Source organism: Rhizobium sp. 768_B6_N1_8, from assembly GCF_051811225.1.
GTDB lineage: Bacteria > Pseudomonadota > Alphaproteobacteria > Rhizobiales > Rhizobiaceae > Rhizobium.
In genome coordinates this window covers 4,592,782-4,612,056 of record NZ_JBPWPV010000001.1, presented here as the reverse complement: position 1 = coordinate 4,612,056, position 19,275 = coordinate 4,592,782, and the positions used below count along the sequence as shown (strand labels likewise).

Below are 19,275 nucleotides of genomic sequence, written 5' to 3'. Positions count from 1 at the left end.
TCAATAGTTCCGCGCTTTTGCGCGACGCGCGCTACAGCATCGGCCCGAAAATCGGAATCGATTTTCGGAAAGCCTGATACGTAAGATCAAAGAGTTAGAACGTCCTTTGTGCATCCAAACGGACGCACGGCGCTCTAGTACCCCGCCTTGCGATCGACGACGAATTGCAGCGGCTCGCCGCGTTCGAAGCGGGCGATCTGGGTCTCGACATGACGGAAAAGCGCATTCTCTTCCGAGATCGCGGCATCATGCGGGGTGATGAAGACAGTCTCCAGATGCCAGAGCGGATCGTCCGCCGGCAGCGGTTCGACCTCGAAGACATCGAGCGAGGCGCCGCCGAGCACGCCGCTTTCAATCGCCGCAACGATATCGGCCTGGACCTGGCTCTTGCCGCGGCCTGCGTTGATGAAAACAGGTTTGCCGAGCGCGCCGCCCTGGCGGAGCCTGGCGAAGAAGGCCTTGTTGTACAGGCCCGTGGTATCAGGCGTCAGCGGCAGCAGGCCGACGACGATATCGGTCTTCGACAGGAAGGTATCGAGCTCCGAACCGTCGAAGGTTTCGATGCCTTCAACCTCTTTCTTCGACCGCGACCAGCCGATCACGTTGAAGCCCATGACCCTGAGCTTGGCGACGGCATCCTGGCCGAGAATACCGAGGCCCATGACGCCGACGGTGATTTCGGCGGCTTCCGGCGGGACGAGCTTGCCCCAGACCCGGTCGCGCTGGTCCCGGTCATGCTCGCGCTGCAGGCGCAGATGCATGAGGCATTGCATGACCACCCATTCGCTCATGCGCGTCGTCAGGCTGCTATCGACGAAGCGGACGATCGGAAGATCGGGCAGATCGGGAATGGACAGGATGCTATCGACGCCGGCGCCGCCGGAGAAGAGCACCTTCAGGTTCGGCGCGCGCTGGAAGATATCGGCATCCGGCTTCCAGAGCAGCGCGTAATCGACGCCGGTGAGGTCGAGCGCCTTGTTCGCGGGATCGGCTGAATTGATGCTGCCGCGATCGGCAAAGGCGGTCTTGAGGATGCGGGCAACGGTATCAGGGTCGAACTTGAGGTCGACGAGAATGGGAGGTCTTGCTGACATGATCTTCTTTACTGCTGCCCGTCTTTTACTGCTGAATTGCCGGCGTCGGCACCGCCTCGATGTTGAAGGCGGCGGCCATCAGCGCCCTGGTATAGTCATCCTTCGGCGCACGGAAGATATCCGCTGACGGCCCCTGCTCCACCACCTTGCCGAAGCGCATGACAATGACGTCATTGGCGAGCGCCTTGACCACTTTCAGGTCGTGGCTGATGAAGAGATAGGCAAGTTCGTGCTTCTTCTGCAGGTCGCGCAAGAGATCCACCACCTGCGCCTGCACGCTCATGTCGAGCGCCGAGGTCGGCTCATCGAGCATGACGAAACGGGGCTTCAGAACCATGGCGCGTGCGATCGCGATGCGCTGGCGCTGGCCGCCGGAAAATTCATGCGGGAAGCGCCAGCGGGTGAGCGGATCGAGGCCGACTTCTTCGAGCGCCCAGCAGACGCGCTGGTCGCGCTCTTCGGCCGAGAGCGAGCGCTCGTGCACTTTCAGGCCTTCGGCAACGATATCGCCGACGGACATGCGTGGGCTCAGCGAGCCATAGGGATCCTGAAAAACGACCTGAAGCTGGTTGCGCAGCGGCCGCATGTCCGTGAATGAATAGCTCGCTATATCTTTTCCGACGAAGGAAATCCGGCCCTTCGAGGAGATGAGGCGCGTGAGCGCCAGCCCCAGCGTGGTCTTGCCGGAGCCGGATTCGCCAACGACCCCGAGCGTCTGGCCGGCTCTAAGCGTCAGGTCGATGCCATCGACGGCCTTCACGTGATCGACGACCTTGCGCATGAAACCGGCCTTGATCGGAAACCAGACCTTGATGTCATTGCCTTCCATGACAACAGGCTTGGAGGGGTCGGTCACCGGCGGTTCGCCGCGCGGCTCGGAGGCGAGCAAATGGCGCGTGTAGTCGTGCTTCGGATCGGTGAAGACCTCTTCCACCGGTCCGGTCTCGACGATCTTGCCCTTGGTCATGACGCAGACACGGTCGGCGAATTTGCGCACGATGCCGAGGTCGTGGGTGATGAAGAGCATGGACATGCCGTGCTCGCCCTTCAGCTTGCGCAGGAGTTCGAGGATCTGCGCCTGGACCGTGACGTCGAGTGCCGTGGTCGGCTCGTCGGCAATCAACAATTCGGGCCGATTGGCGAGCGCCATGGCGATCATCACACGCTGACGCTGGCCACCCGAGAGTTCATGCGGATAGGCTTTCAGCCGTTTTTCCGGCTCGCGGATGCCGACCTGGTTCAGCAACTCCAGCACGCGGGTGCGCGCCGCCGGCCCGGTCATGCCCTGATGCAGCGCGAGGATTTCGGCAATCTGCTTTTCGATCGTATGGAGCGGATTGAGCGATGTCATCGGCTCCTGGAAGATCATGGTGATGTCGTTGCCGCGAACTTCGCGCAATTCGCGGTCGGAGGCCTTCAGCAGATCCTTGCCCTTGAAGAAGATCTCGCCGCTCGGATGGCTTGCCGAGGGATAGGGCAGAAGCCGCAGGATCGAATTTGCAGAGACCGACTTGCCGGAACCGGATTCGCCGACGAGAGCGACAACCTCGCCCTTATGGATATCAAAAGAGATGCGATCGACGGCAAGCGAGGTTTCGCCACCCTGATGGAAGGCGACCGAGAGATCGCGGACGGAGAGCAGCGTTTCACTCATTGGAACGTCTTTCTCGGATCGAAGGCATCGCGCACCGCTTCGCCGATGAAGATCAGCAGCGACAGCATGATCGACATGGTGAAGAAGGCCGTCAGCCCGAGCCATGGCGCCTGAAGATTGGCCTTGCCCTGGGCGATCAGTTCCCCAAGCGAGGGAGAGCCTGGCGGCATGCCGAAGCCCAGGAAGTCGAGCGAGGTCAGCGTGGTGATCGAACCCGAGAGGATGAAGGGCAGGAAGGTCAGCGTCGCGACCATCGCATTCGGCAGCATATGCCGCCACATGATGGTGCGGTTGTTGACGCCGAGGGCGCGAGCGGCCCGCACATATTCGAAATTGCGGGCGCGCAGGAACTCGGCACGCACGACGCCGACGAAGCCCACCCAGGAGAAGAGCAGCATGATGCCGAGCAGCACGAAGAAGCCGGGCGGCAGGATGGCGGCGATGATCAGCAGGATGTAGAGAACCGGCATCGAGGACCATATCTCGATGAAGCGCTGGAAAAACAGGTCGGTCCAGCCGCCGAAATAACCCTGGATGGCGCCGGCCGTGACGCCGATGACGGCCGAGCAGATGGTGAGCACCAGGCCGAAGAGAACGGATATGCGGAAGCCATAGATGACGCGGGCAAATACATCGCGCGCCTGATCGTCCGTGCCGAGCCAGTTGAGATTGCCGAGCCTGCAGCCGGGATCATCGACGCCCTGCGGATAGGCCGAGCAACGCTCCTCCGCCGACATCAGCCAGAAGGGCGCGGTTGGGGCCGAATGCGGGATATTGGAATTGACCGACTGATAGGAGTAGCGGATCGGCGGCCAGATCATCCAGCCGTTGGCGTTGATCTCATCTGAGATGACGGAGGAGCGATAGTCCGTCTCGGCCAGGAAGCCGCCGAACTTCTCTTCGGGATAATCGATGACGACGGGGAAAAGGATCTCGCCCTTGTAGGAGGCGATGATCGGCCTGTCATTGGCGATGAATTCGGCAAAGAGGCTGAGCACGAAGAGGACGAGGAACAGCCAGAGCGACCAGTAGCCGCGCTTGTTGGCCTTGAAGTTCCGCCAACGCCTGATGTTGGTCGGCGACAGCAGGCCTTTGCGGGGCGGGCGGACGGGCGCTGATGTCGTCGGATTTGCGGCGGCATCCATCAGACGTCCCTCCGCTCGAAATCGATGCGCGGATCGATCCAGGTATAGAGCAGGTCGGAAATCAGGCCGACGAAGAGGCCAAGCAGCGAGAAGATGTAGAGCGTCGCAAAAACGATCGGATAATCGCGGTTGACGACCGAGAGGTAGCCGAGGCGGCCAAGGCCGTCGAGCGAGAAGATGTTCTCGATCAGCAGCGAGCCGGTGAAGAAGGCGGAGATGAAGGCGCTGGGGAAGCTTGCGATGACGATCAGCATGGCATTGCGGAAGACATGGCCGTAGAGCACCTGCCGCTCGTTCAGGCCCTTGGCGCGCGCGGTGATGACATATTGCTTCTTGATCTCGTCGATGAAGGAATTCTTGGTCAGCAGCGTCGTCGTGGCAAAAGATGCCAGCGACAGCGAGATCAGCGGCAGCGTGAGATGCCAGAAATAATCGAGCGGTTTCTGCCACCAGGCAAGCTGGTCGAAATTATCGGAGACGAGGCCGCGCAGCGGGAACCAGTCATAGAAGGAGCCGCCGGCGAACAGTACGATCAGCAGGATGCCGAACAGGAAGCTCGGCACGGCATAACCGACGATGATGACGCCTGATGTCCAGACATCGAAGGAGGAGCCGTCCTTGACCGCCTTGCGGATGCCGAGCGGAATGGAGATGGCGTAGGAAAAGATCAGGATCCAAATGCCGAGCGAGATCGAGACCGGAAGTTTCTCGATAATCAGATTGAGCACGGTCGTGTTGCGGAAGAAGCTCTCGCCGAAATCGAAGCGGATGTAGTTCCACATCATCTCGCCGAAGCGGGTCAGCGGTGGTTTGTCGAAGCCGAACTGCTTTTCGAGCTTGGCGATCAGTTCCGGATCGAGGCCCTGCGCACCGCGATATTTCGAGCCGGCATCGTCTCCTCCACCGACCATGAGATCACCGCCGCCGGAGAGGCGTTGATCGGCACTGTCGGCCTGGCCGGTCAACTGGGAGATCACTTGCTCGACGGGGCCGCCGGGCGCGAATTGAACGACGACGAAGGAAATCGCCATGATGCCGATGATCGTCGGGATCATCAGAAGCAGGCGGCGAAGAATATAGGCTCCCATCAGTCTCGGGCCTCCGGGAATATCTTCGCCTGCATGCCGTCCAGTCTATTGCCGTTCAATCTGCCAGCCTTCCTTTGCCGGCTTGTGCCGGCATTCATGATTCGTCGATGCCATTTGGAGCGCAGGCCCCCTCGCATTGCAAGTCTGCTCATTTCGCCGAGGTGGACCACCAGGCATCGGGGAAGCCAAGGCCGTATGCCGGAAACTCTGCCGGACGCGTCACCGTATTCCAATAAGCAATCGAATAGGTGTCTCGGTAGAACAGCGGAATGACATAGTGATTGGCGAGCAGCACACGGTCCATAGCCTTGATGGCCGCAACCTGTTCATCTCTGTTGGGGGCAAAGATAATCATGCGAACAAGCGCATCGACGGCCGGATTGGCGATGCCGGCATAGTTGCGCGACCCTTGCTGATTGGCGGAACCCGATCCCCAGTAATCGGCCTGCTCGTTGCCGGGGTTCACGGTTTCGGCCCAGACATTCCAGATCATATCGAAATCGAAGCTGCGCGCACGGTTGGTATATTGCGCGGCATCGACTGTGCGGATCCGCGCATCGATACCGATCTTCTTCAAATTGGTGGCATAGGGCACCGCCCAGCGCTCAAGCAAGGGGCTCGACAACAATATCTCGAAGCTCATCGGCTGACCGCTCTTGGCATTGACCATCCGGTTGCCCTTCAGCTCCCAGCCGGCTTCTTTCAGAAGGGAGATCGCCTTGCGAAGGTTGTCACGGCTTTTCTGCGGATCCCCGCCGACGGGATTGCTGTAGGGGGTCGTAAAGATGTCCGCCGGAACCTGATCCTTCAAGCCCTGAAGAATTTCCAGCTCCCTGCCTTGCGGAAGGCCGGACGAGGCAAGATCGGTGTTCCAGAAGTAGCTGTCGATGCGCTTGTAGCTGTTGTAGGCAACCGTGCGGTTCAATTCCTCGAAATCGAAACCGTAATTCAACGCCTCGCGCACCCGCTCGTCCTTGAAGATGTCGCGCCGCATATTCGGCACCAGCGCCTGCATGATGCCGGTGGAACGCAGGGGATTGGTGACATCTTCCTTCTTGACGCGCCCTTCCTTCACGGCGGGGAAATCATATCCTGTTGCCCAACGCGCAGCAAAAGTCTCCTGCCAGTAATCGCTGTTGCCGGCACGGAACGCTTCGAACTCGACGTCCCGATCGCCATAATAGGTGTAGAGAATGTTGCGGAAATTGTTCTGACCAACGTTCACATTGAGGTCCTTGCCCCAATAGTCGTCCCGCAACTCGTAGCGGATCGTCGCACCAGCCGAGAAGGCGGCAATTTTGTATGGTCCCGAACCCATGACCGGCTCAAGCGTCGTCTTCGAAATGTCTCGCGGTTTGCCATCCGGTCCCGGTGCCTCCCACCAGTGTTTCGGCACGATCATCAACTGGCCGAGAATATTCGGCAGTTCGCGATTGTTCTTTTCATCGAAGGTGAATGTAACGTCCCGCTCGCCCGTCTTCTCGGCCTTGACCACGTGATGGTAGTAGTTTCCGGCAAGCGGGTTCAGCTCCTTGGTCTTGTCGAAGCTGAAAACGACGTCTTCGGGCGTGACCGGCTGGCCATCAGCCCATTTCGCTTCCTTGCGAAGGCGAAAGGTGGCGCTCGAAACGTCGGGCGGATAGGAAAGGCCTTCAGCAAGCAGACCATAGGAGACGAGGAGTTCGTCATCAGCTGGCTTCAGCAGGGTGTCGTAAACGAGCGACAAACCTACCGCTGTCTGGCCTTTTGCCAGCAAAGGATTGAAAGTGTCGAAAGTGCCGCTTGAAGACAGGCGCAGGTCGCCGCCTTTCGGGGCATCGGGATTGACGTAGTCGAAACGGGTAAAGCCCGGCTTGTACTTCATCTCGCTGATGACCGAACTGCCGATTTTAAACTGCTGGTCCTGAGCCAATACAGTCATAGGTGCGAGCGCACCCGCCAATGCTACCAGCACACCGATTTTCGACCACGAAGCCACTATTCATTCTTCCCCTGTTATTAGTTTCGCCGACAATACGAGAAATGCAGGCGAAAAACAGGAAAGAGTTTGTTTTTTACCGGGCTCGCGAAATTTTGACCTTACCAATGGAGGTCAGGGCGTCACTTCCTCGAGGCGCTTGCGGAGCATGCGACGCAGCTCTCCAACCAGGCGCGGATCGCCCGAACCATCAGGGTCATTGGCGGCCGCGACGACGATGCGCAGCAGCTCCAGGACGAGGGCGCCCAGGAGATCGACATCGCGCTCGACCGACGGTTCAGCATTCTTCAGGAGTGCGGTGATGTTGGCACGAAGCTCCGCACGCGACTTCGCCTTTCGCTCCTTCGGCACGTCGCGTCGCGCGGCGAGAACCGGAAATTCCGGATGATCCTCGATGAACCGGCCGAGCCGCGTGAAGATCGCATCGCCGATTTCGGCAGCACTCTTCCCCCTGGTCTTCTCGGCGAGTTCGGCGAGCCCGCTGTTCAGATGCTGCAGGCGATCGATATGCAGCGCCTCGGCAAGCAGAGGCTTGGTCGGGAAGAACTGATAGAGCGAACCGATCGAAGAATTTGCGGCAGCGGCAATCTCCGTCATGGTTGCGGCATCATAGCCTTTTTCGAGAAAGACCCTGGCTGCCGCTTCCAGCAGGATCGCAACGCGCTCATGGCCGCGCTGGCGTTTCGGCACACGGGTTTGCGGTTCGGGGCTTGATTTTTGTGAGGCTATCCTCGTATTTGTCATTGTGAGGATGCCCTCATGTTTCCTTCCCCCGGAGATTTCTTATGTCCCTTTATGATCCGAAGACCACCGCACTCATTTCCATCGACCTGCAAGGCTTCATCGTCGGCCGGCAGCTTGCGCCCCATCCCGCCCGGCAGGTGATCGAGAATACCGCCGCAATCGCCACCAGGCTGAAATCCGAAGGCGGGACGGTGATCCTCGTTACCGTCGGATTCTCCCCGGACTATGCCGATGCTGTCAACCAGCCGGTGGACGAGCCGACGGTTTTCCCGGAAGGTGGCCTTCCGGCGGCGGCACTTGCGGCACCAGTGGAAATCGGTGCGCTCGCAGTCGACGTCCATGTCGTCAAGCATCAGTGGAGCGCCTTCTACGGCACGGAGCTGGACCTCCAGCTTCGCCGCCGCGGCATCAGGACCGTGATCCTGACCGGCATCGCCACGAATTTCGGCGTCGAGGCGACGATCCGCGATGCATTTGCCCATAATTACGCAGTCATCGCTGTCGAGGATGCGATGAGCACCTTCACCGCCGAAATGCATTCGCTTGCCTGCGAGCGCATCCTGCCGCGCCTGTCGCGCGTGCGCAAAACGGCCCAGGTTTTAGCCAACGCGTGATGCTGCGGCGATCCGTCCCCACCCCGCCTGCCAAAACATCGATTCACCAAAATTGCTTTTCACGATAGATTCGATTGCAAATCACTTTGGCGCAGCAAGGGAATGGCATGGCTTTCGGCTTGGCTCAGGTTTTCAGGACTTTCGGCAAACTGACATTCGATGTCAGGGCGTTTGGCAAGCTGACGCTTGCCGGCGCAATGGGCGCAAGCCTTGTCGCCGGTGATGTCGGCGCACAGCAGAAGACGCCGAGCCCCGGCAGCGCCAAGGCGATTTTCGGCGCCGTGAAATTGCCGACGCAGGGGCCGGCGCAGCCGATCGGTTTCTACGCCAAGGGCTGCATGACCGGTGCGGAGGCGCTGCCGGCTGACGGGCCGACCTGGCAGGCGATGCGCCTTTCGCGCAACCGGCGCTGGGGCAATCCGGTGATGATATCGCTTCTGGAAAAATTCTCGCAGGATGCGCGTGCCAGGATCGGCTGGCCGGGCATCCTCGTCGGCGACATTGCCCAGCCGCGCGGCGGGCCGATGTTCAACGGCCATGCCTCGCACCAGATCGGGCTGGATGCCGATGTCTGGTTTACACCCATGCCTTCGCAGCGCTTGAGCTACGAACAGCGGGAAGACCTGCCCTTCACCACCATGCTGCAGAAAGACAAGTTCCTGACCGTCGACCCGAAAGTATGGAGCGAGCAGCGGGCGGAACTCTTGATGCTGGCGGCAAGCTATCCGCAGGTCGAGCGCATCTTCGTCAATCCGGCAATCAAGAAGAAGATGTGCGACACCTGGACCGGCGACCGCACCAATCTCGGCAAACTGCGGCCCGAATACGGGCACGATTCGCATTTCCATATCCGCATCAAATGCCCTGTTGGAGCCAAGGGCTGTACAGGGCAGGCGCCGGTGGCTGGCGGTGACGGCTGCGACAAATCGCTTGCCTGGTGGTTCACCAAGGAACCTTGGGCGGCGCCGAAGCCGCCGCAACCCGGTGCAAAGCCGCCGAAGCCGCCGCGTGAGGTCATGGTCTCCGACCTGCCGAAGGCCTGCTCTGCCGTTGTCAATGCCCCGTCCATCGCCTCTACGGAAGCCGGGACCTATGGCGGCCCTTCCGCGGCGAGTGCTCTGACGGCAGCCCCGGCGGCTGCACCACCTGTCGATACCGGCAGCGCGCTTCCTTCCGTCGGCCCGGTTCCGAACGACAAGCCGGTCGTGCAATAGGCTGAACAGGCTGGCGGGCGGCTGTCTTTCAAATCACAAACGCCTGGTGTAGAAGCGGTCAAATCGATTGAATTACTCGCGTGGAGAACCCGTTCATGGCCGGCGGCAAATGCCTTGCATTGATTGCGCATGACCAGAAGAAGGACGACATGGCGGCGTTTGCCCGCCGTAACAGGGATCTTCTCGCCCAATGGAAAATCGTCGCCACCGGCACGACGGGCGGGCGCGTGCTCGACGCTGCTCCCGACCTTCACGTGACCCGGCTGAAAAGCGGCCCGCTCGGCGGCGACCAGCAGATCGGCGCACTGATTTCCACCGGCGAGGTCAGCGCCCTGATCTTCTTCGTGGACCCGCTGACGCCGATGCCGCATGATGTCGACGTCAAGGCGCTGATGCGGCTTGCGATCGTCTACGACATTCCGATGGCACTGAACGAGTCTACAGCCGAAAAGCTTCTCCCTACCCTTAACGCCTGATCCCTCGGGCCTACAGCACGGAACCGGCCATGACTGCATCCTCTACTCCCTTGCCCTTTCCGATCCTGATCGGCGACATCGGTGGCACGAATGCCCGCTTCTCCATCCTGACGGATGCCTATGCGGAGCCGAAGCAGTTTCCCAATGTGCGCACCGCCGATTACGAGACGATCGACGAGGCGATCCAGAAGGGTGTGCTCGACAAGACCTCCGTACAGCCGCGCGCCGCGATCCTTGCCGTTGCCGGACCGATCAAGGCCGATGAAATCCCCCTGACCAACTGCCCCTGGGTGGTGCGGCCGAAGCGGATGATCGAGGGCCTCGGCCTTGTCGATGTGCTCGTTGTCAACGATTTTGAAGCACAGGCGCTGGCGATCGCGGCACTTTCCGACGACAATCGCGAACGTATCGGCAACGCTTCGGGTGACATGGTGGCCTCCCGCGTTGTTCTCGGACCCGGCACCGGCCTCGGCGTCGGTGGCCTGGTCCATACCCAGTCGACGTGGATTCCGGTTCCAGGCGAAGGCGGGCATGTCGACCTCGGGCCGCGCAGCAAACGCGACTATGAGATCTTCCCGCATGTCGAGACCATCGAGGGCCGCATTTCGGCCGAGCAGATCCTCTGCGGCCGCGGTATCGTCAACCTTTACCGCGCCATCTGCGCGGCCGACGGTGCCACGCCAACCATGAGCGACCCGGCGGACATCACGTCGCATGCGCTCGTCGGCAGCGACAAGGTCGCGGTCGAAACCGTTTCGCTGTTTGCCAGCTATCTCGGCCGCGTGGCGGGCGACATGGCGCTGGTATTCATGGCCCGCGGCGGCGTCTATCTTTCGGGCGGCATCTCTCAGAAGATCCTTCCGGCACTGAAAAAGCCGGAATTCCGGGCCGCATTCGAAGACAAGGCGCCGCATTCGGCCCTACTGCGTACGATCCCGACCTATGTCGTGACGCATCCGCTGGCAGCTCTTGCCGGGCTTTCTTCCTATGCACGGATGCCTGCAAACTTCGGCCTTTCGACGGATGGACGGCGCTGGCGGGCCTGAGCCTGAAGCATAGTTTCAAGGCGTTAGAGCGTCCTTTGTGCGCCCCGATGGGACGCACGGCGCTCTAGCCAAAGCCCCGTCAACTCTTTATAGAGCCCGCGCATATGCGTGCCGCGCCTGTGGCACGCAGCCCCGAGACAGGAAGCCTATTTTTGGAAGCCGCCGACAGCAGAAAGCCACATGTCAACAGCGATACCGTGACGGGCATCCTGAAGCGCATCATTGCGGAAAACGGCCGGGACCATCTCTGGGGCTATGTCTTCGCGATCTCCTGCCTTGTCGTCATAGCGCTTTCGACGGCATTCACGGCCTGGATCATGCGGGCGATCATTGACGAGGCCTTCGCCAACAGGCGTGCGGACGTCGTCTGGATCATCTGTCTTTCGATCTTCATCGCTTTCATGCTGCGCGGTTTTGCGAGCTACGGGCAAGGCGTTGCCCTTTCAAGGATCGGCAACGATATCGTTGCGCGCTATCAGCGACGGATCTATTCGCACCTGATGACGCTCTCCGTCGGCTACTTCAACGAGTCTCGCTCCGCCCATATCGCGGCCCAGGTGAGCCAGAACGTTACCGGTATCCGCGACGTATTGAACCTCACAATCACGTCGACCGTGCGTGACCTCCTCACCTTCGTCTCGCTGATCGGCGTCATGGTCGTTCAGGATCCGCTGCTGAGCCTTGCCGTCTTCATTCTGGCGCCGCCGCTGCTTTATGCGCTACGCTACGTTTCCAAGCGGCTGCGCTCGGCCACTCGCGAGGCCGTCGACCTCAACAGCCATGTTCTCGGCGCCATGCAGGAGACGATCCAGGGCATTTCCATCGTCAAGGCCTTCACGATGGAAGAGGCACTGGAGAAGAAGGTCAACAAGCTGATCGGCGCTGCCGAGGGCCGGGCAAACCGCATCGCGCGGCTTTCCGAGCGCACCTCGCCGCTGACGGAGAGCTTTGCGGGCTTTGCCGTCGCGAGCGTGCTTGCCTATGCCGCCTATCGCTCGATCTATCAGGGCGTGCCGCCGGGCGCCTTCTTCTCCTTCGTCACGGCACTGCTGCTCGCTTACGATCCGGCCCGACGTCTTGCCCGCCTGCAGGTGCAGATGGAGCGCGCCGTCGTCAACGCCCGGATGATCTACGAGTTGCTCGACATGGAAACGCGCCAGCGCGACCTGCCGGATGCCAAGCCACTTGTTGTCACCGAAGCAAAGATCGAATTCCGCAACGTCTCCTTTGCCTATGGCAATGAAAGCGTGCTTGACGGCGTGACGCTGACGGCCGAGGGCGGCAAGACGACGGCGCTCGTCGGTCCGTCCGGCGCCGGTAAGTCCACCGTCATCAGCCTCATTCCGCGCTTCTACGATCCGAAGGGCGGCGAGATCTTGATCGACGGACAGGATATCGCCCATATCACCAAGCGTTCGCTGCGCCAGCAGCTCGCCTATGTCTCGCAGCAGCCTTACCTCTTTGAAGGCACGATCCGCGACAATATCCGTTACGGCCGTCCGGAAGCCACGGACGAGGATATCGAGAAGGCAGCGCGGCTTGCCTATGCGCATGACTTCATCGTCGCGCAGTCACAGGGCTATGATACGCCCGTCGGCGAAAACGGCGTGACATTGTCCGGCGGCCAGCGCCAGCGGCTGTCGATCGCCCGCGCTTTGGTGCGCAACGCGCCGATCCTGCTTCTCGACGAGGCGACCTCGGCGCTCGATACGGAATCGGAAGCAGCCGTGCAGAAGGCGCTCGACGAAGCCATGACCGGCCGCACCGTCGTCGTTATCGCCCACCGGCTTTCGACCGTGGTGCGCGCCGACAAGATCATCGTGATGCAGCAGGGCCGCGTCGTCGAAGAAGGCAATCACGAGACGCTTGCGAAGGTCAGCGACGGACTTTACGCTCGCCTCAACAATCTGCAGAGGCCTTCGGCTTCTGATTCATACTGATCGGGATGACGGACTGACATGAGCGACGCTGCGATGAAACTGGTTGTGGTCGGAGCGGCAGGGCGCATGGGACAGACGCTCATCCGTCTCATCCATTCCATCGACGGCGCAACACTGCATGCAGCGGTCGCGCGGCCGGGCTCGCCCTTCGTCGGCAAGGATGCTGGTGAAATCGCCGGTCTTGGTGCCAACGGCATCATCATCGGCGACGATCCGCTGGCGGCCTTCCTGCATGCCGAGGGCGTGTTGGACTTCACCTCGCCCGCCGGCTCCATCGAATTTGCCGGTCTTGCCGCGCAGGCACGCATCGTCCACGTGGTCGGAACGACCGGCTGCTCCGACGAGGACAATGTCAGGATTGCCGCTGCCGCGCGCCATGCGCGCGTGGTCAAGTCGGGCAATATGAGCCTCGGCGTCAACCTGCTCAGCGTTCTCGTGCAGCAGGCAGCACAAGCGCTCGATCCCGCCGACTGGGATATCGAAGTTCTCGAAATGCATCACAAGCGCAAGGTCGACGCACCATCGGGCACGGCGCTGCTCTTGGGCGAGGCAGCGGCAAAGGGCCGCGCTGTCGATCTTGCCGCAAAATCGGTGCGCGTGCGCGACGGCCATACGGGCGCGCGGGAGGCGGGTGCGATCGGCTTTGCGACGCTGCGCGGCGGCTCCGTCATCGGCGAGCATTCGGTGCTCTTTGCCGGCGAAGGCGAAACCGTCACCCTATCGCACAGCGCAACCGACCGTTCGATTTTCGCGCGTGGCGCCATCAAGGCAGCACTCTGGGCGCGCGACAAGAAACCGGGGCTCTATTCCATGCTCGATGTTCTCGGGCTTTCTTCCCATTGATCATTTCTAGGAGGCATTTTTCATGAGCGGTACCCTCGTCCTCGTTCGCCACGGCCAGAGCGACTGGAATCTCAAAAATCTCTTCACCGGCTGGAAGGATCCTGATCTGACCGAACTCGGCATCCAGGAAGCCAATACCGGCGGTGAGGCACTTGCCGACTATGGCATCAAATTCGACATCGCCTTCACATCCGTGCTGGTCCGCGCTCAGCACACGCTGACGCTGATCCTCGACAAGGTCGGCCAGCCGGACCTCGAGACGATCCGCGACCAGGCGCTCAACGAGCGCGACTATGGCGATCTCTCCGGTCTCAACAAGGACGATGCCCGCGCCAAGTGGGGCGAGGAGCAGGTGCATATCTGGCGCCGCTCCTACGACGTTCCGCCTCCGGGCGGCGAAAGCCTGCGCGACACCGGCGCCCGCGTCTGGCCTTACTATCTGACGGAAATCCTTCCGCGCGTCCTGCGCGGCGAAAAGGTGCTGGTTGCCGCGCACGGCAATTCGCTGCGCTCGCTGGTCATGGTTCTCGACAAGCTCAGCCGCGAACAGGTTCTGTCGCTCAATCTGGCGACCGGCGTGCCGATGGTCTACAAGCTGAAGGCAGATTCCACCGTCGCTTCCAAGGAAGTGCTCGGCGACATGTCGAACGCGCACTGATCGCAATCAGACACGGATAAAGCTGGAGGCCGGGCTCATGCCCGGCCTTTTCAGTTTTACCGTTTTCAGTTTTCGATGGTGAATTGGACGCGGTCGGCAGCAAAACGGCTGATCGAATATTGCACCGGCACGCCCTCCAGATCGGTGTTCATCGCCTTGGTGATCAGCAGGACGGCGCCCGGCGTCAGCTCAAGATCGGCAATATCGCCGGAATCGGCGTGAGCGGCGGTGATCTCCGTCGTGGCGCGCACATAGTCCGACAGGCCGAGCACCGCAAAAGCCTTGGTGATGGACTCCGTCTTCCGGTAGGCCTCGCCGATGCCGGCAAAGCGTGCGGCCGGGAACCAGCTCGTCCCACGCGAGACAGGCCGCTTATCCGCCTCCCGCACCGTTTCCAGCCGGATCACGGGCATGCCCTGTTCGATCCGCAACCAGCGAGCCACCTCAGAATTCGCCGCCTCTTCCGCGTGGCCAAGCAGGAGAGCGCGGGTTTCTCGCGCCTGATCTCTGATACCGTCGGTGAAACGGGTACGGCGGCTGATCGGAAAATTCAGGCGCTCCTTACGCTCGATCAGCGTGCCGCGGCCCTGCACCGCACGCACGATGCCTTCCTGCGCCAATGCAGCCAGCGCGCTGCGGACCGTGTGCCTGTTGACGCCGAACTGCAGCGCCAGAACGGTTTCCGGCGGCACCATGCCCGTTTCGTCATAGGCGCCGCTGCTGATCGCCTCGCGGATCCTGTCTGCAATCTGCCGCCAGAGCGCCACTCCGGTCTGCCGCTGCACCTGCTTCAGTCCTGCCATTCCACCCCTGCCCTCATCATTTTCTGGCCAGCTCATTTTCGGGCGTGCCGTGTCACACGCTTGTCACGTCATCGATTTAGGGATAGGTATAGCTTGTATGGTTGTCTATATCAATAGACATTTCGAGGAAAAGATGATGACGGCAGCGGAGAAGACCGAAGCTGCGGCGCGGACGGATGACGGGCGTAAACGCACTGTCGATCTGCTCGCCCGGGCCGAGACACAGGAATTACTGGCAGCGTGGGATGGGCTTGCCGAAAAGCCGGCGGTGCAGCCGGTGCGCGGCCCCGAGACGGGCCTCGTCATGGTTCGCGGCCGCATTGGCGGCGGCGGGGCGCCCTTCAATCTCGGCGAAGTGACGGTGACGCGCGCAACGGTGCGCCTTGCCTCAGGTTCCGTCGGCCATGCCCAGGCGCTTGGCACCGACCGCGAGAAGGCGCGACTTTCCGCGATCTTCGATGCGCTCTGGCAGGAGGAAGCCACCAAGGGCTTCGTCGAAGAAAAGCTGCTTTTGCCGATCGCCCAGCGGATCGCCGATGACATCAATCGCAAGGCTGAGGAAACGGCCGCGACCCGCGTCGACTTCTTCACCATGGTGCGGGGAGACAACTGATGAGCCTCAAGACCGATGTTCTGACCGGCGGCTTCACCGAGCCGGTCTTCCAGGCCCAGAGCGTGTTCAAGATGCTGATGGACGGCATGGCCCGGCCCGGCACGATCCAGTCTGTCGCGCCCGACGTCGCGCCGCCCGCGCTGCTCGGCATCGCCGCCAGCGCAATCGGCCTGACGCTCTGTGACCACGATACCCCCGTCTGGCTTTCCGCGGGGCTCGCGAAGTCCGCAATTCCCGAATGGCTGAGCTTCCACACCGGCGCGCCGCTGACCGCCGAAAAGGCCGAAGCGCGTTTCGCCTTCATCGAAGCAGGCACGGCGCTTTCCACCTTCGGCCTCTTTGCCGCCGGTACACAGGAATACCCTGATCGTTCGACGACGGTCGTGATCGAACTTGCCGACCTCGAAGGCGGCCGCCGCCTGGCGCTGATGGGGCCGGGCATTCAGAGCGTGACCGAGATCGCGCCTGTCGGCCTGCCGGAGACTTTCCTGCGCCTCTGGACGGAAAACCGCGCGCTCTTTCCGCGCGGCGTCGACATCGTGCTGACGGCGGGCAAGCGTTTCCTCTGCCTGCCGCGCACCACCAAGATTACAGCAACGGAGATCTGAGCTCATGTATGTTGCCGTCAAGGGTGGCGAGGCCGCCATCGCCAATGCCCACCGCCTGCTCGCCGACCGCCGGCGCGGCGACCGCTCCGTGCCGGCGATCGGCATCGAGCAGATCGTCGAACAGCTGGCGCTCGCCGTCGACCGCGTCATGGCCGAAGCCTCGCTCTATGACCGCACGCTCGCCGCACTTGCCGTGCGCCAGTCGCGCGGCGACATGATCGAGGCGATCTTCCTGCTGCGCGCCTACCGCACGACGCTGCCGCGCTTCGGCTATTCCAGGCCGCTCAATACGGCCGGCATGCAGATCGAGCGCCGCATCTCCGCCACCTACAAGGATCTCCCGGGCGGCCAGCTGCTCGGCCCGACCTTCGACTATACGCACCGCCTGCTCGATCCCACGCTGCTTACTGACGAGACGGTGGAAGAGCCGGCACAGCGCGAGGCCGAAACCGGCCGCGTCATGCGCGTTTCCGAAATCCTCGGCCAGGAAGGGCTGATCGAAAACGATGGCGAGCTTCCCGAGGACCATGAGACGGGCGACCTGACGCGCGAGCCGATGGAATTTCCGATGACCCGCGATCTGCGCCTGCAGGCGCTTGCCCGCGGCGACGAAGGCTTCCTGCTGGCACTCGGCTATTCGACGCAGCGCGGTTACGGCCGCAACCACCCCTTCACCGGCGAGATCCGCATCGGCGAGGTCGAGGTGGAATTCGACGTGCCGGAGCTTGGCTTCACCGTCTCGCTCGGCACGATCCAGCTCACCGAATGCCAGATGGTCAACCAGTTCAAAGGTTCGGCCAAGGCTCCGCCGCAGTTCACCCGCGGCTACGGCCTCGTCTTCGGCCAGAGCGAGCGCAAGGCCATGGCCATGTCGCTGGTTGATCGCGCATTGCGGGCTGAAGAGCTCGGCGAGGACATTACCGCGCCGGCACAGGACGAGGAATTCGTCATTTCCCATTCCGACAATGTGCAGGCGACCGGCTTCGTCGAGCACCTGAAGCTTCCGCACTATGTGGACTTCCAGGCTGAACTTGACCTCGTCCGCCGCATGCGCCGCGAATTCGAAGCCGCCCGCAACAGCGGCGAGACCCAAAAGGAGGCCGCCGAATGAGTGATCTCGCCACCTACAATTTCGCCTATCTCGACGAACAAACCAAGCGCATGATCCGCCGGGCGATCCTGAAGGCGATCGCCATTCCCGGCTATCAGGTGCCCTTTGCTTCCCGCGAAATGCCGATGCCCTACGGCTGGGGCACCGGCGGTGTGCAGGTGACGGCCGCTATCATCGGACCTGACGACGTTCTCAAGGTCATCGACCAGGGTGCGGACGACACGACGAACGCCGTCTCCATCCGCGCCTTCTTCCAGAAGGTCGCCAATGTCGCCGTCACGACCCACACCAAGGACGCGACGATCATCCAGACGCGCCACCGCATCCCGGAGGAAAAGCTCGGAGCCGGCCAGGTTCTCGTCTACCAGGTGCCGATCCCGGAACCGCTGCGCTTCCTCGAACCGCGCGAGACCGAGACACGCAAAATGCATGCGCTGGAAGAATACGGCCTCATGCATGTGAAGCTCTACGAGGATATCGCCCGCAACGGCCGTATCGCCACGACCTATGCATATCCGGTCAAGGTCAACGGCCGCTATGTCATGGATCCCTCGCCGACGCCGAAATTCGACAATCCGAAGATGCACAAGTCCGAAGCGCTGCAACTGTTCGGCGCCGGCCGCGAAAAGCGCATCTATGCCGTGCCGCCCTATACCGACGTCGTCAGCCTTGATTTCGAAGACCATCCCTTCGAAATCCAGCGCTTCGGCAAGCCCTGCGCGCTCTGCGGCGCAGAGGACGTCTATCTCGACGAGGTGATCCTCGACGACAAGGGCGGGCGCATGTTCGTCTGCTCCGATACCGACCATTGCGAAGACCGCCGCGCGCACGGACATGCCGGCGAAATGCTGGCCCGGGAGGCTGCAGAATGACCGAAACACCGCTTCTCAAAGTCAACGACCTCTCGAAGTTCTACGGCAACCGCATCGGCTGCCGGAACGTCTCCTTCGAGCTGTGGCCTGGTGAAGTGCTCGCCATTGTCGGCGAATCCGGCTCGGGCAAGACGACGCTGCTGAACTGCATTTCCACCCGGCTGATGCCGACCACTGGCAGTGTCGAGTACCACATGCGTGACGGCACCTACCGCGACCTCTACCACATGAACGAGGCCGAGCGCCGCTTCCTGATGCGTACCGACTGGGGTTTCGTGCATCAGAACCCGGCTGACGGGCTGCGCATGACGGTTTCGGCCGGCGCCAATGTCGGCGAACGCCTGATGGCGATCGGCGACCGGCACTACGGCAAGATCCGCTCCACCGCCCTCGACTGGCTGGAGCGCGTCGAGATCGACGCCGACCGCATCGACGACCAGCCTCGCGCCTTTTCCGGCGGCATGCGCCAGCGCCTGCAGATCGCCCGCAATCTCGTCACCGGCCCACGCCTCGTCTTCATGGATGAGCCGACCGGCGGTCTCGACGTATCAGTGCAGGCACGTCTGCTCGATCTGGTGCGCGGTCTCGTCAACGATCTCGGCCTGTCGGCCATCATCGTCACGCATGATCTCGCCGTCGCCCGCCTTCTCTCCCATCGCATGATGGTGATGAAGGACGGCTTCGTCATCGAGCAGGGTCTGACCGACCGCGTGCTCGATGACCCGCGCGAGCCCTACACCCAGCTCCTCGTTTCCTCGATCCTGCAGGTTTAAG

At 61.7% G+C, this 19,275-nt stretch carries 19 protein-coding genes; 12 read left to right on the top strand and 7 right to left on the bottom strand.

Annotated features, from left to right (window positions below; all coding sequences use genetic code 11):
- Positions 1-134 precede the first annotated feature (134 nt).
- From AB8B33_RS23295 to AB8B33_RS23270, 6 genes are all read right to left on the bottom strand, one after another.
- Positions 135-1,094, bottom strand: a complete 960-nt coding sequence (locus AB8B33_RS23295) for a 2-hydroxyacid dehydrogenase (protein ID WP_439017020.1) — start codon at positions 1,092-1,094, stop codon at positions 135-137.
- Positions 1,095-1,119: 25 nt separating this feature from the next.
- The gene (locus tag AB8B33_RS23290) at positions 1,120-2,748 is read right to left on the bottom strand and encodes an ABC transporter ATP-binding protein (protein ID WP_439017019.1); all 1,629 of its coding nucleotides are present in this window, start codon (positions 2,746-2,748) and stop codon (positions 1,120-1,122) included.
- A complete protein-coding gene (locus tag AB8B33_RS23285; RefSeq protein ID WP_439017018.1) occupies positions 2,745-3,893 on the bottom strand; it encodes an ABC transporter permease in 1,149 nt (382 codons plus the stop codon). Before AB8B33_RS23285 ends, AB8B33_RS23290 begins: the two co-directional genes overlap by 4 nt.
- The gene (locus AB8B33_RS23280) at positions 3,893-4,981 is read right to left on the bottom strand and encodes a microcin C ABC transporter permease YejB (RefSeq protein ID WP_439017017.1); all 1,089 of its coding nucleotides are present in this window, start codon (positions 4,979-4,981) and stop codon (positions 3,893-3,895) included. Before AB8B33_RS23280 ends, AB8B33_RS23285 begins: the two co-directional genes overlap by 1 nt.
- A gap of 148 nt (positions 4,982-5,129) precedes the next feature.
- On the bottom strand, positions 5,130-6,962 hold the full coding sequence (locus AB8B33_RS23275) for an extracellular solute-binding protein (RefSeq protein ID WP_310380089.1): 1,833 nt from the start codon (positions 6,960-6,962) through the stop codon (positions 5,130-5,132).
- 111 nt (positions 6,963-7,073) lie between these two features.
- A complete protein-coding gene (locus AB8B33_RS23270; RefSeq protein WP_439017016.1) occupies positions 7,074-7,703 on the bottom strand; it encodes a TetR/AcrR family transcriptional regulator in 630 nt (209 codons plus the stop codon).
- Positions 7,704-7,744: 41 nt separating this feature from the next.
- On the opposite strand from AB8B33_RS23270, the gene AB8B33_RS23265 reads away from it, so the two are divergent.
- From AB8B33_RS23265 to AB8B33_RS23235, 7 genes are all read left to right on the top strand, one after another.
- On the top strand, positions 7,745-8,317 hold the full coding sequence (locus AB8B33_RS23265) for a hydrolase (protein ID WP_439017015.1): 573 nt from the start codon (positions 7,745-7,747) through the stop codon (positions 8,315-8,317).
- Positions 8,318-8,424: 107 nt separating this feature from the next.
- Entirely contained in the window at positions 8,425-9,531 is a 1,107-nt protein-coding gene (gene mepA, locus AB8B33_RS23260; protein WP_439017014.1) for a penicillin-insensitive murein endopeptidase, read from the top strand.
- Positions 9,532-9,626: 95 nt separating this feature from the next.
- Positions 9,627-10,007, top strand: coding sequence for a methylglyoxal synthase (locus AB8B33_RS23255; RefSeq protein ID WP_037100501.1), 381 nt, complete (start codon positions 9,627-9,629; stop codon positions 10,005-10,007).
- Positions 10,008-10,036: 29 nt separating this feature from the next.
- A complete protein-coding gene (locus tag AB8B33_RS23250; protein WP_113320531.1) occupies positions 10,037-11,053 on the top strand; it encodes a glucokinase in 1,017 nt (338 codons plus the stop codon).
- A 152-nt stretch (positions 11,054-11,205) separates the two neighbouring features.
- A complete protein-coding gene (locus AB8B33_RS23245) occupies positions 11,206-12,993 on the top strand; it encodes an ABC transporter ATP-binding protein (protein ID WP_310379821.1) in 1,788 nt (595 codons plus the stop codon).
- 18 nt (positions 12,994-13,011) lie between these two features.
- A complete protein-coding gene (gene dapB / locus AB8B33_RS23240) occupies positions 13,012-13,836 on the top strand; it encodes a 4-hydroxy-tetrahydrodipicolinate reductase (protein WP_439017013.1) in 825 nt (274 codons plus the stop codon).
- Positions 13,837-13,858: 22 nt separating this feature from the next.
- Positions 13,859-14,494, top strand: a complete 636-nt coding sequence (locus AB8B33_RS23235) for a 2,3-bisphosphoglycerate-dependent phosphoglycerate mutase (RefSeq protein ID WP_439017012.1) — start codon at positions 13,859-13,861, stop codon at positions 14,492-14,494.
- Positions 14,495-14,559: 65 nt separating this feature from the next.
- On the opposite strand, the gene phnF is transcribed toward AB8B33_RS23235, so the two are convergent.
- Positions 14,560-15,297 (bottom strand): phosphonate metabolism transcriptional regulator PhnF, encoded by a 738-nt coding sequence (gene phnF, locus AB8B33_RS23230; RefSeq protein WP_439017011.1) that lies wholly within the window; start codon positions 15,295-15,297, stop codon positions 14,560-14,562.
- 136 nt (positions 15,298-15,433) lie between these two features.
- Between phnF and phnG the strand changes: the two genes are divergently transcribed.
- Genes phnG through phnK form a run of 5 tightly spaced genes read left to right on the top strand, consistent with a single transcriptional unit; the run spans position 15,434 to position 19,274 of the window.
- Positions 15,434-15,910 carry a phosphonate C-P lyase system protein PhnG gene (gene phnG, locus AB8B33_RS23225; RefSeq protein ID WP_439017010.1) on the top strand — a complete coding sequence of 159 codons (477 nt, stop codon included), beginning with the start codon at positions 15,434-15,436 and terminating at the stop codon, positions 15,908-15,910.
- Positions 15,910-16,518 carry a phosphonate C-P lyase system protein PhnH gene (gene phnH, locus AB8B33_RS23220; protein ID WP_439017009.1) on the top strand — a complete coding sequence of 203 codons (609 nt, stop codon included), beginning with the start codon at positions 15,910-15,912 and terminating at the stop codon, positions 16,516-16,518. The genes phnG and phnH overlap by 1 nt, the downstream gene beginning before the upstream one ends.
- Positions 16,519-16,522: 4 nt before the next feature.
- Complete coding sequence (locus AB8B33_RS23215) at positions 16,523-17,629, top strand: carbon-phosphorus lyase complex subunit PhnI (protein WP_439017008.1); 1,107 nt, start codon at positions 16,523-16,525, stop codon at positions 17,627-17,629.
- Positions 17,626-18,501 (top strand): alpha-D-ribose 1-methylphosphonate 5-phosphate C-P-lyase PhnJ, encoded by an 876-nt coding sequence (locus tag AB8B33_RS23210; RefSeq protein ID WP_113320524.1) that lies wholly within the window; start codon positions 17,626-17,628, stop codon positions 18,499-18,501. The genes AB8B33_RS23215 and AB8B33_RS23210 overlap by 4 nt, the downstream gene beginning before the upstream one ends.
- Positions 18,498-19,274 (top strand): phosphonate C-P lyase system protein PhnK, encoded by a 777-nt coding sequence (gene phnK / locus AB8B33_RS23205; protein ID WP_113320523.1) that lies wholly within the window; start codon positions 18,498-18,500, stop codon positions 19,272-19,274. Before AB8B33_RS23210 ends, phnK begins: the two co-directional genes overlap by 4 nt.
- Position 19,275 lies beyond the last annotated feature (1 nt).

Bases quoted from the DNA above. Each gene is read 5' to 3' on its own strand.
- AB8B33_RS23295 (WP_439017020.1), bottom strand. From the start codon at position 1,094: ATGTCAGCAAGACCTCCCATTCTCGTCGACCTCAAGTTCGACCCTGAT.
- AB8B33_RS23290 (WP_439017019.1), bottom strand. From the start codon at position 2,748: ATGAGTGAAACGCTGCTCTCCGTCCGCGATCTCTCGGTCGCCTTCCAT.
- AB8B33_RS23285 (WP_439017018.1), bottom strand. From the start codon at position 3,893: ATGGATGCCGCCGCAAATCCGACGACATCAGCGCCCGTCCGCCCGCCC.
- AB8B33_RS23280 (WP_439017017.1), bottom strand. From the start codon at position 4,981: ATGGGAGCCTATATTCTTCGCCGCCTGCTTCTGATGATCCCGACGATC.
- AB8B33_RS23270 (WP_439017016.1), bottom strand. From the start codon at position 7,703: ATGACAAATACGAGGATAGCCTCACAAAAATCAAGCCCCGAACCGCAA.
- AB8B33_RS23265 (WP_439017015.1), top strand. From the start codon at position 7,745: ATGTCCCTTTATGATCCGAAGACCACCGCACTCATTTCCATCGACCTG.
- mepA (WP_439017014.1), top strand. From the start codon at position 8,425: ATGGCTTTCGGCTTGGCTCAGGTTTTCAGGACTTTCGGCAAACTGACA.
- AB8B33_RS23255 (WP_037100501.1), top strand. From the start codon at position 9,627: ATGGCCGGCGGCAAATGCCTTGCATTGATTGCGCATGACCAGAAGAAG.
- AB8B33_RS23250 (WP_113320531.1), top strand. From the start codon at position 10,037: ATGACTGCATCCTCTACTCCCTTGCCCTTTCCGATCCTGATCGGCGAC.
- dapB (WP_439017013.1), top strand. From the start codon at position 13,012: ATGAGCGACGCTGCGATGAAACTGGTTGTGGTCGGAGCGGCAGGGCGC.
- AB8B33_RS23235 (WP_439017012.1), top strand. From the start codon at position 13,859: ATGAGCGGTACCCTCGTCCTCGTTCGCCACGGCCAGAGCGACTGGAAT.
- phnF (WP_439017011.1), bottom strand. From the start codon at position 15,297: ATGGCAGGACTGAAGCAGGTGCAGCGGCAGACCGGAGTGGCGCTCTGG.
- phnG (WP_439017010.1), top strand. From the start codon at position 15,434: ATGACGGCAGCGGAGAAGACCGAAGCTGCGGCGCGGACGGATGACGGG.
- phnH (WP_439017009.1), top strand. From the start codon at position 15,910: ATGAGCCTCAAGACCGATGTTCTGACCGGCGGCTTCACCGAGCCGGTC.
- AB8B33_RS23215 (WP_439017008.1), top strand. From the start codon at position 16,523: ATGTATGTTGCCGTCAAGGGTGGCGAGGCCGCCATCGCCAATGCCCAC.
- AB8B33_RS23210 (WP_113320524.1), top strand. From the start codon at position 17,626: ATGAGTGATCTCGCCACCTACAATTTCGCCTATCTCGACGAACAAACC.
- phnK (WP_113320523.1), top strand. From the start codon at position 18,498: ATGACCGAAACACCGCTTCTCAAAGTCAACGACCTCTCGAAGTTCTAC.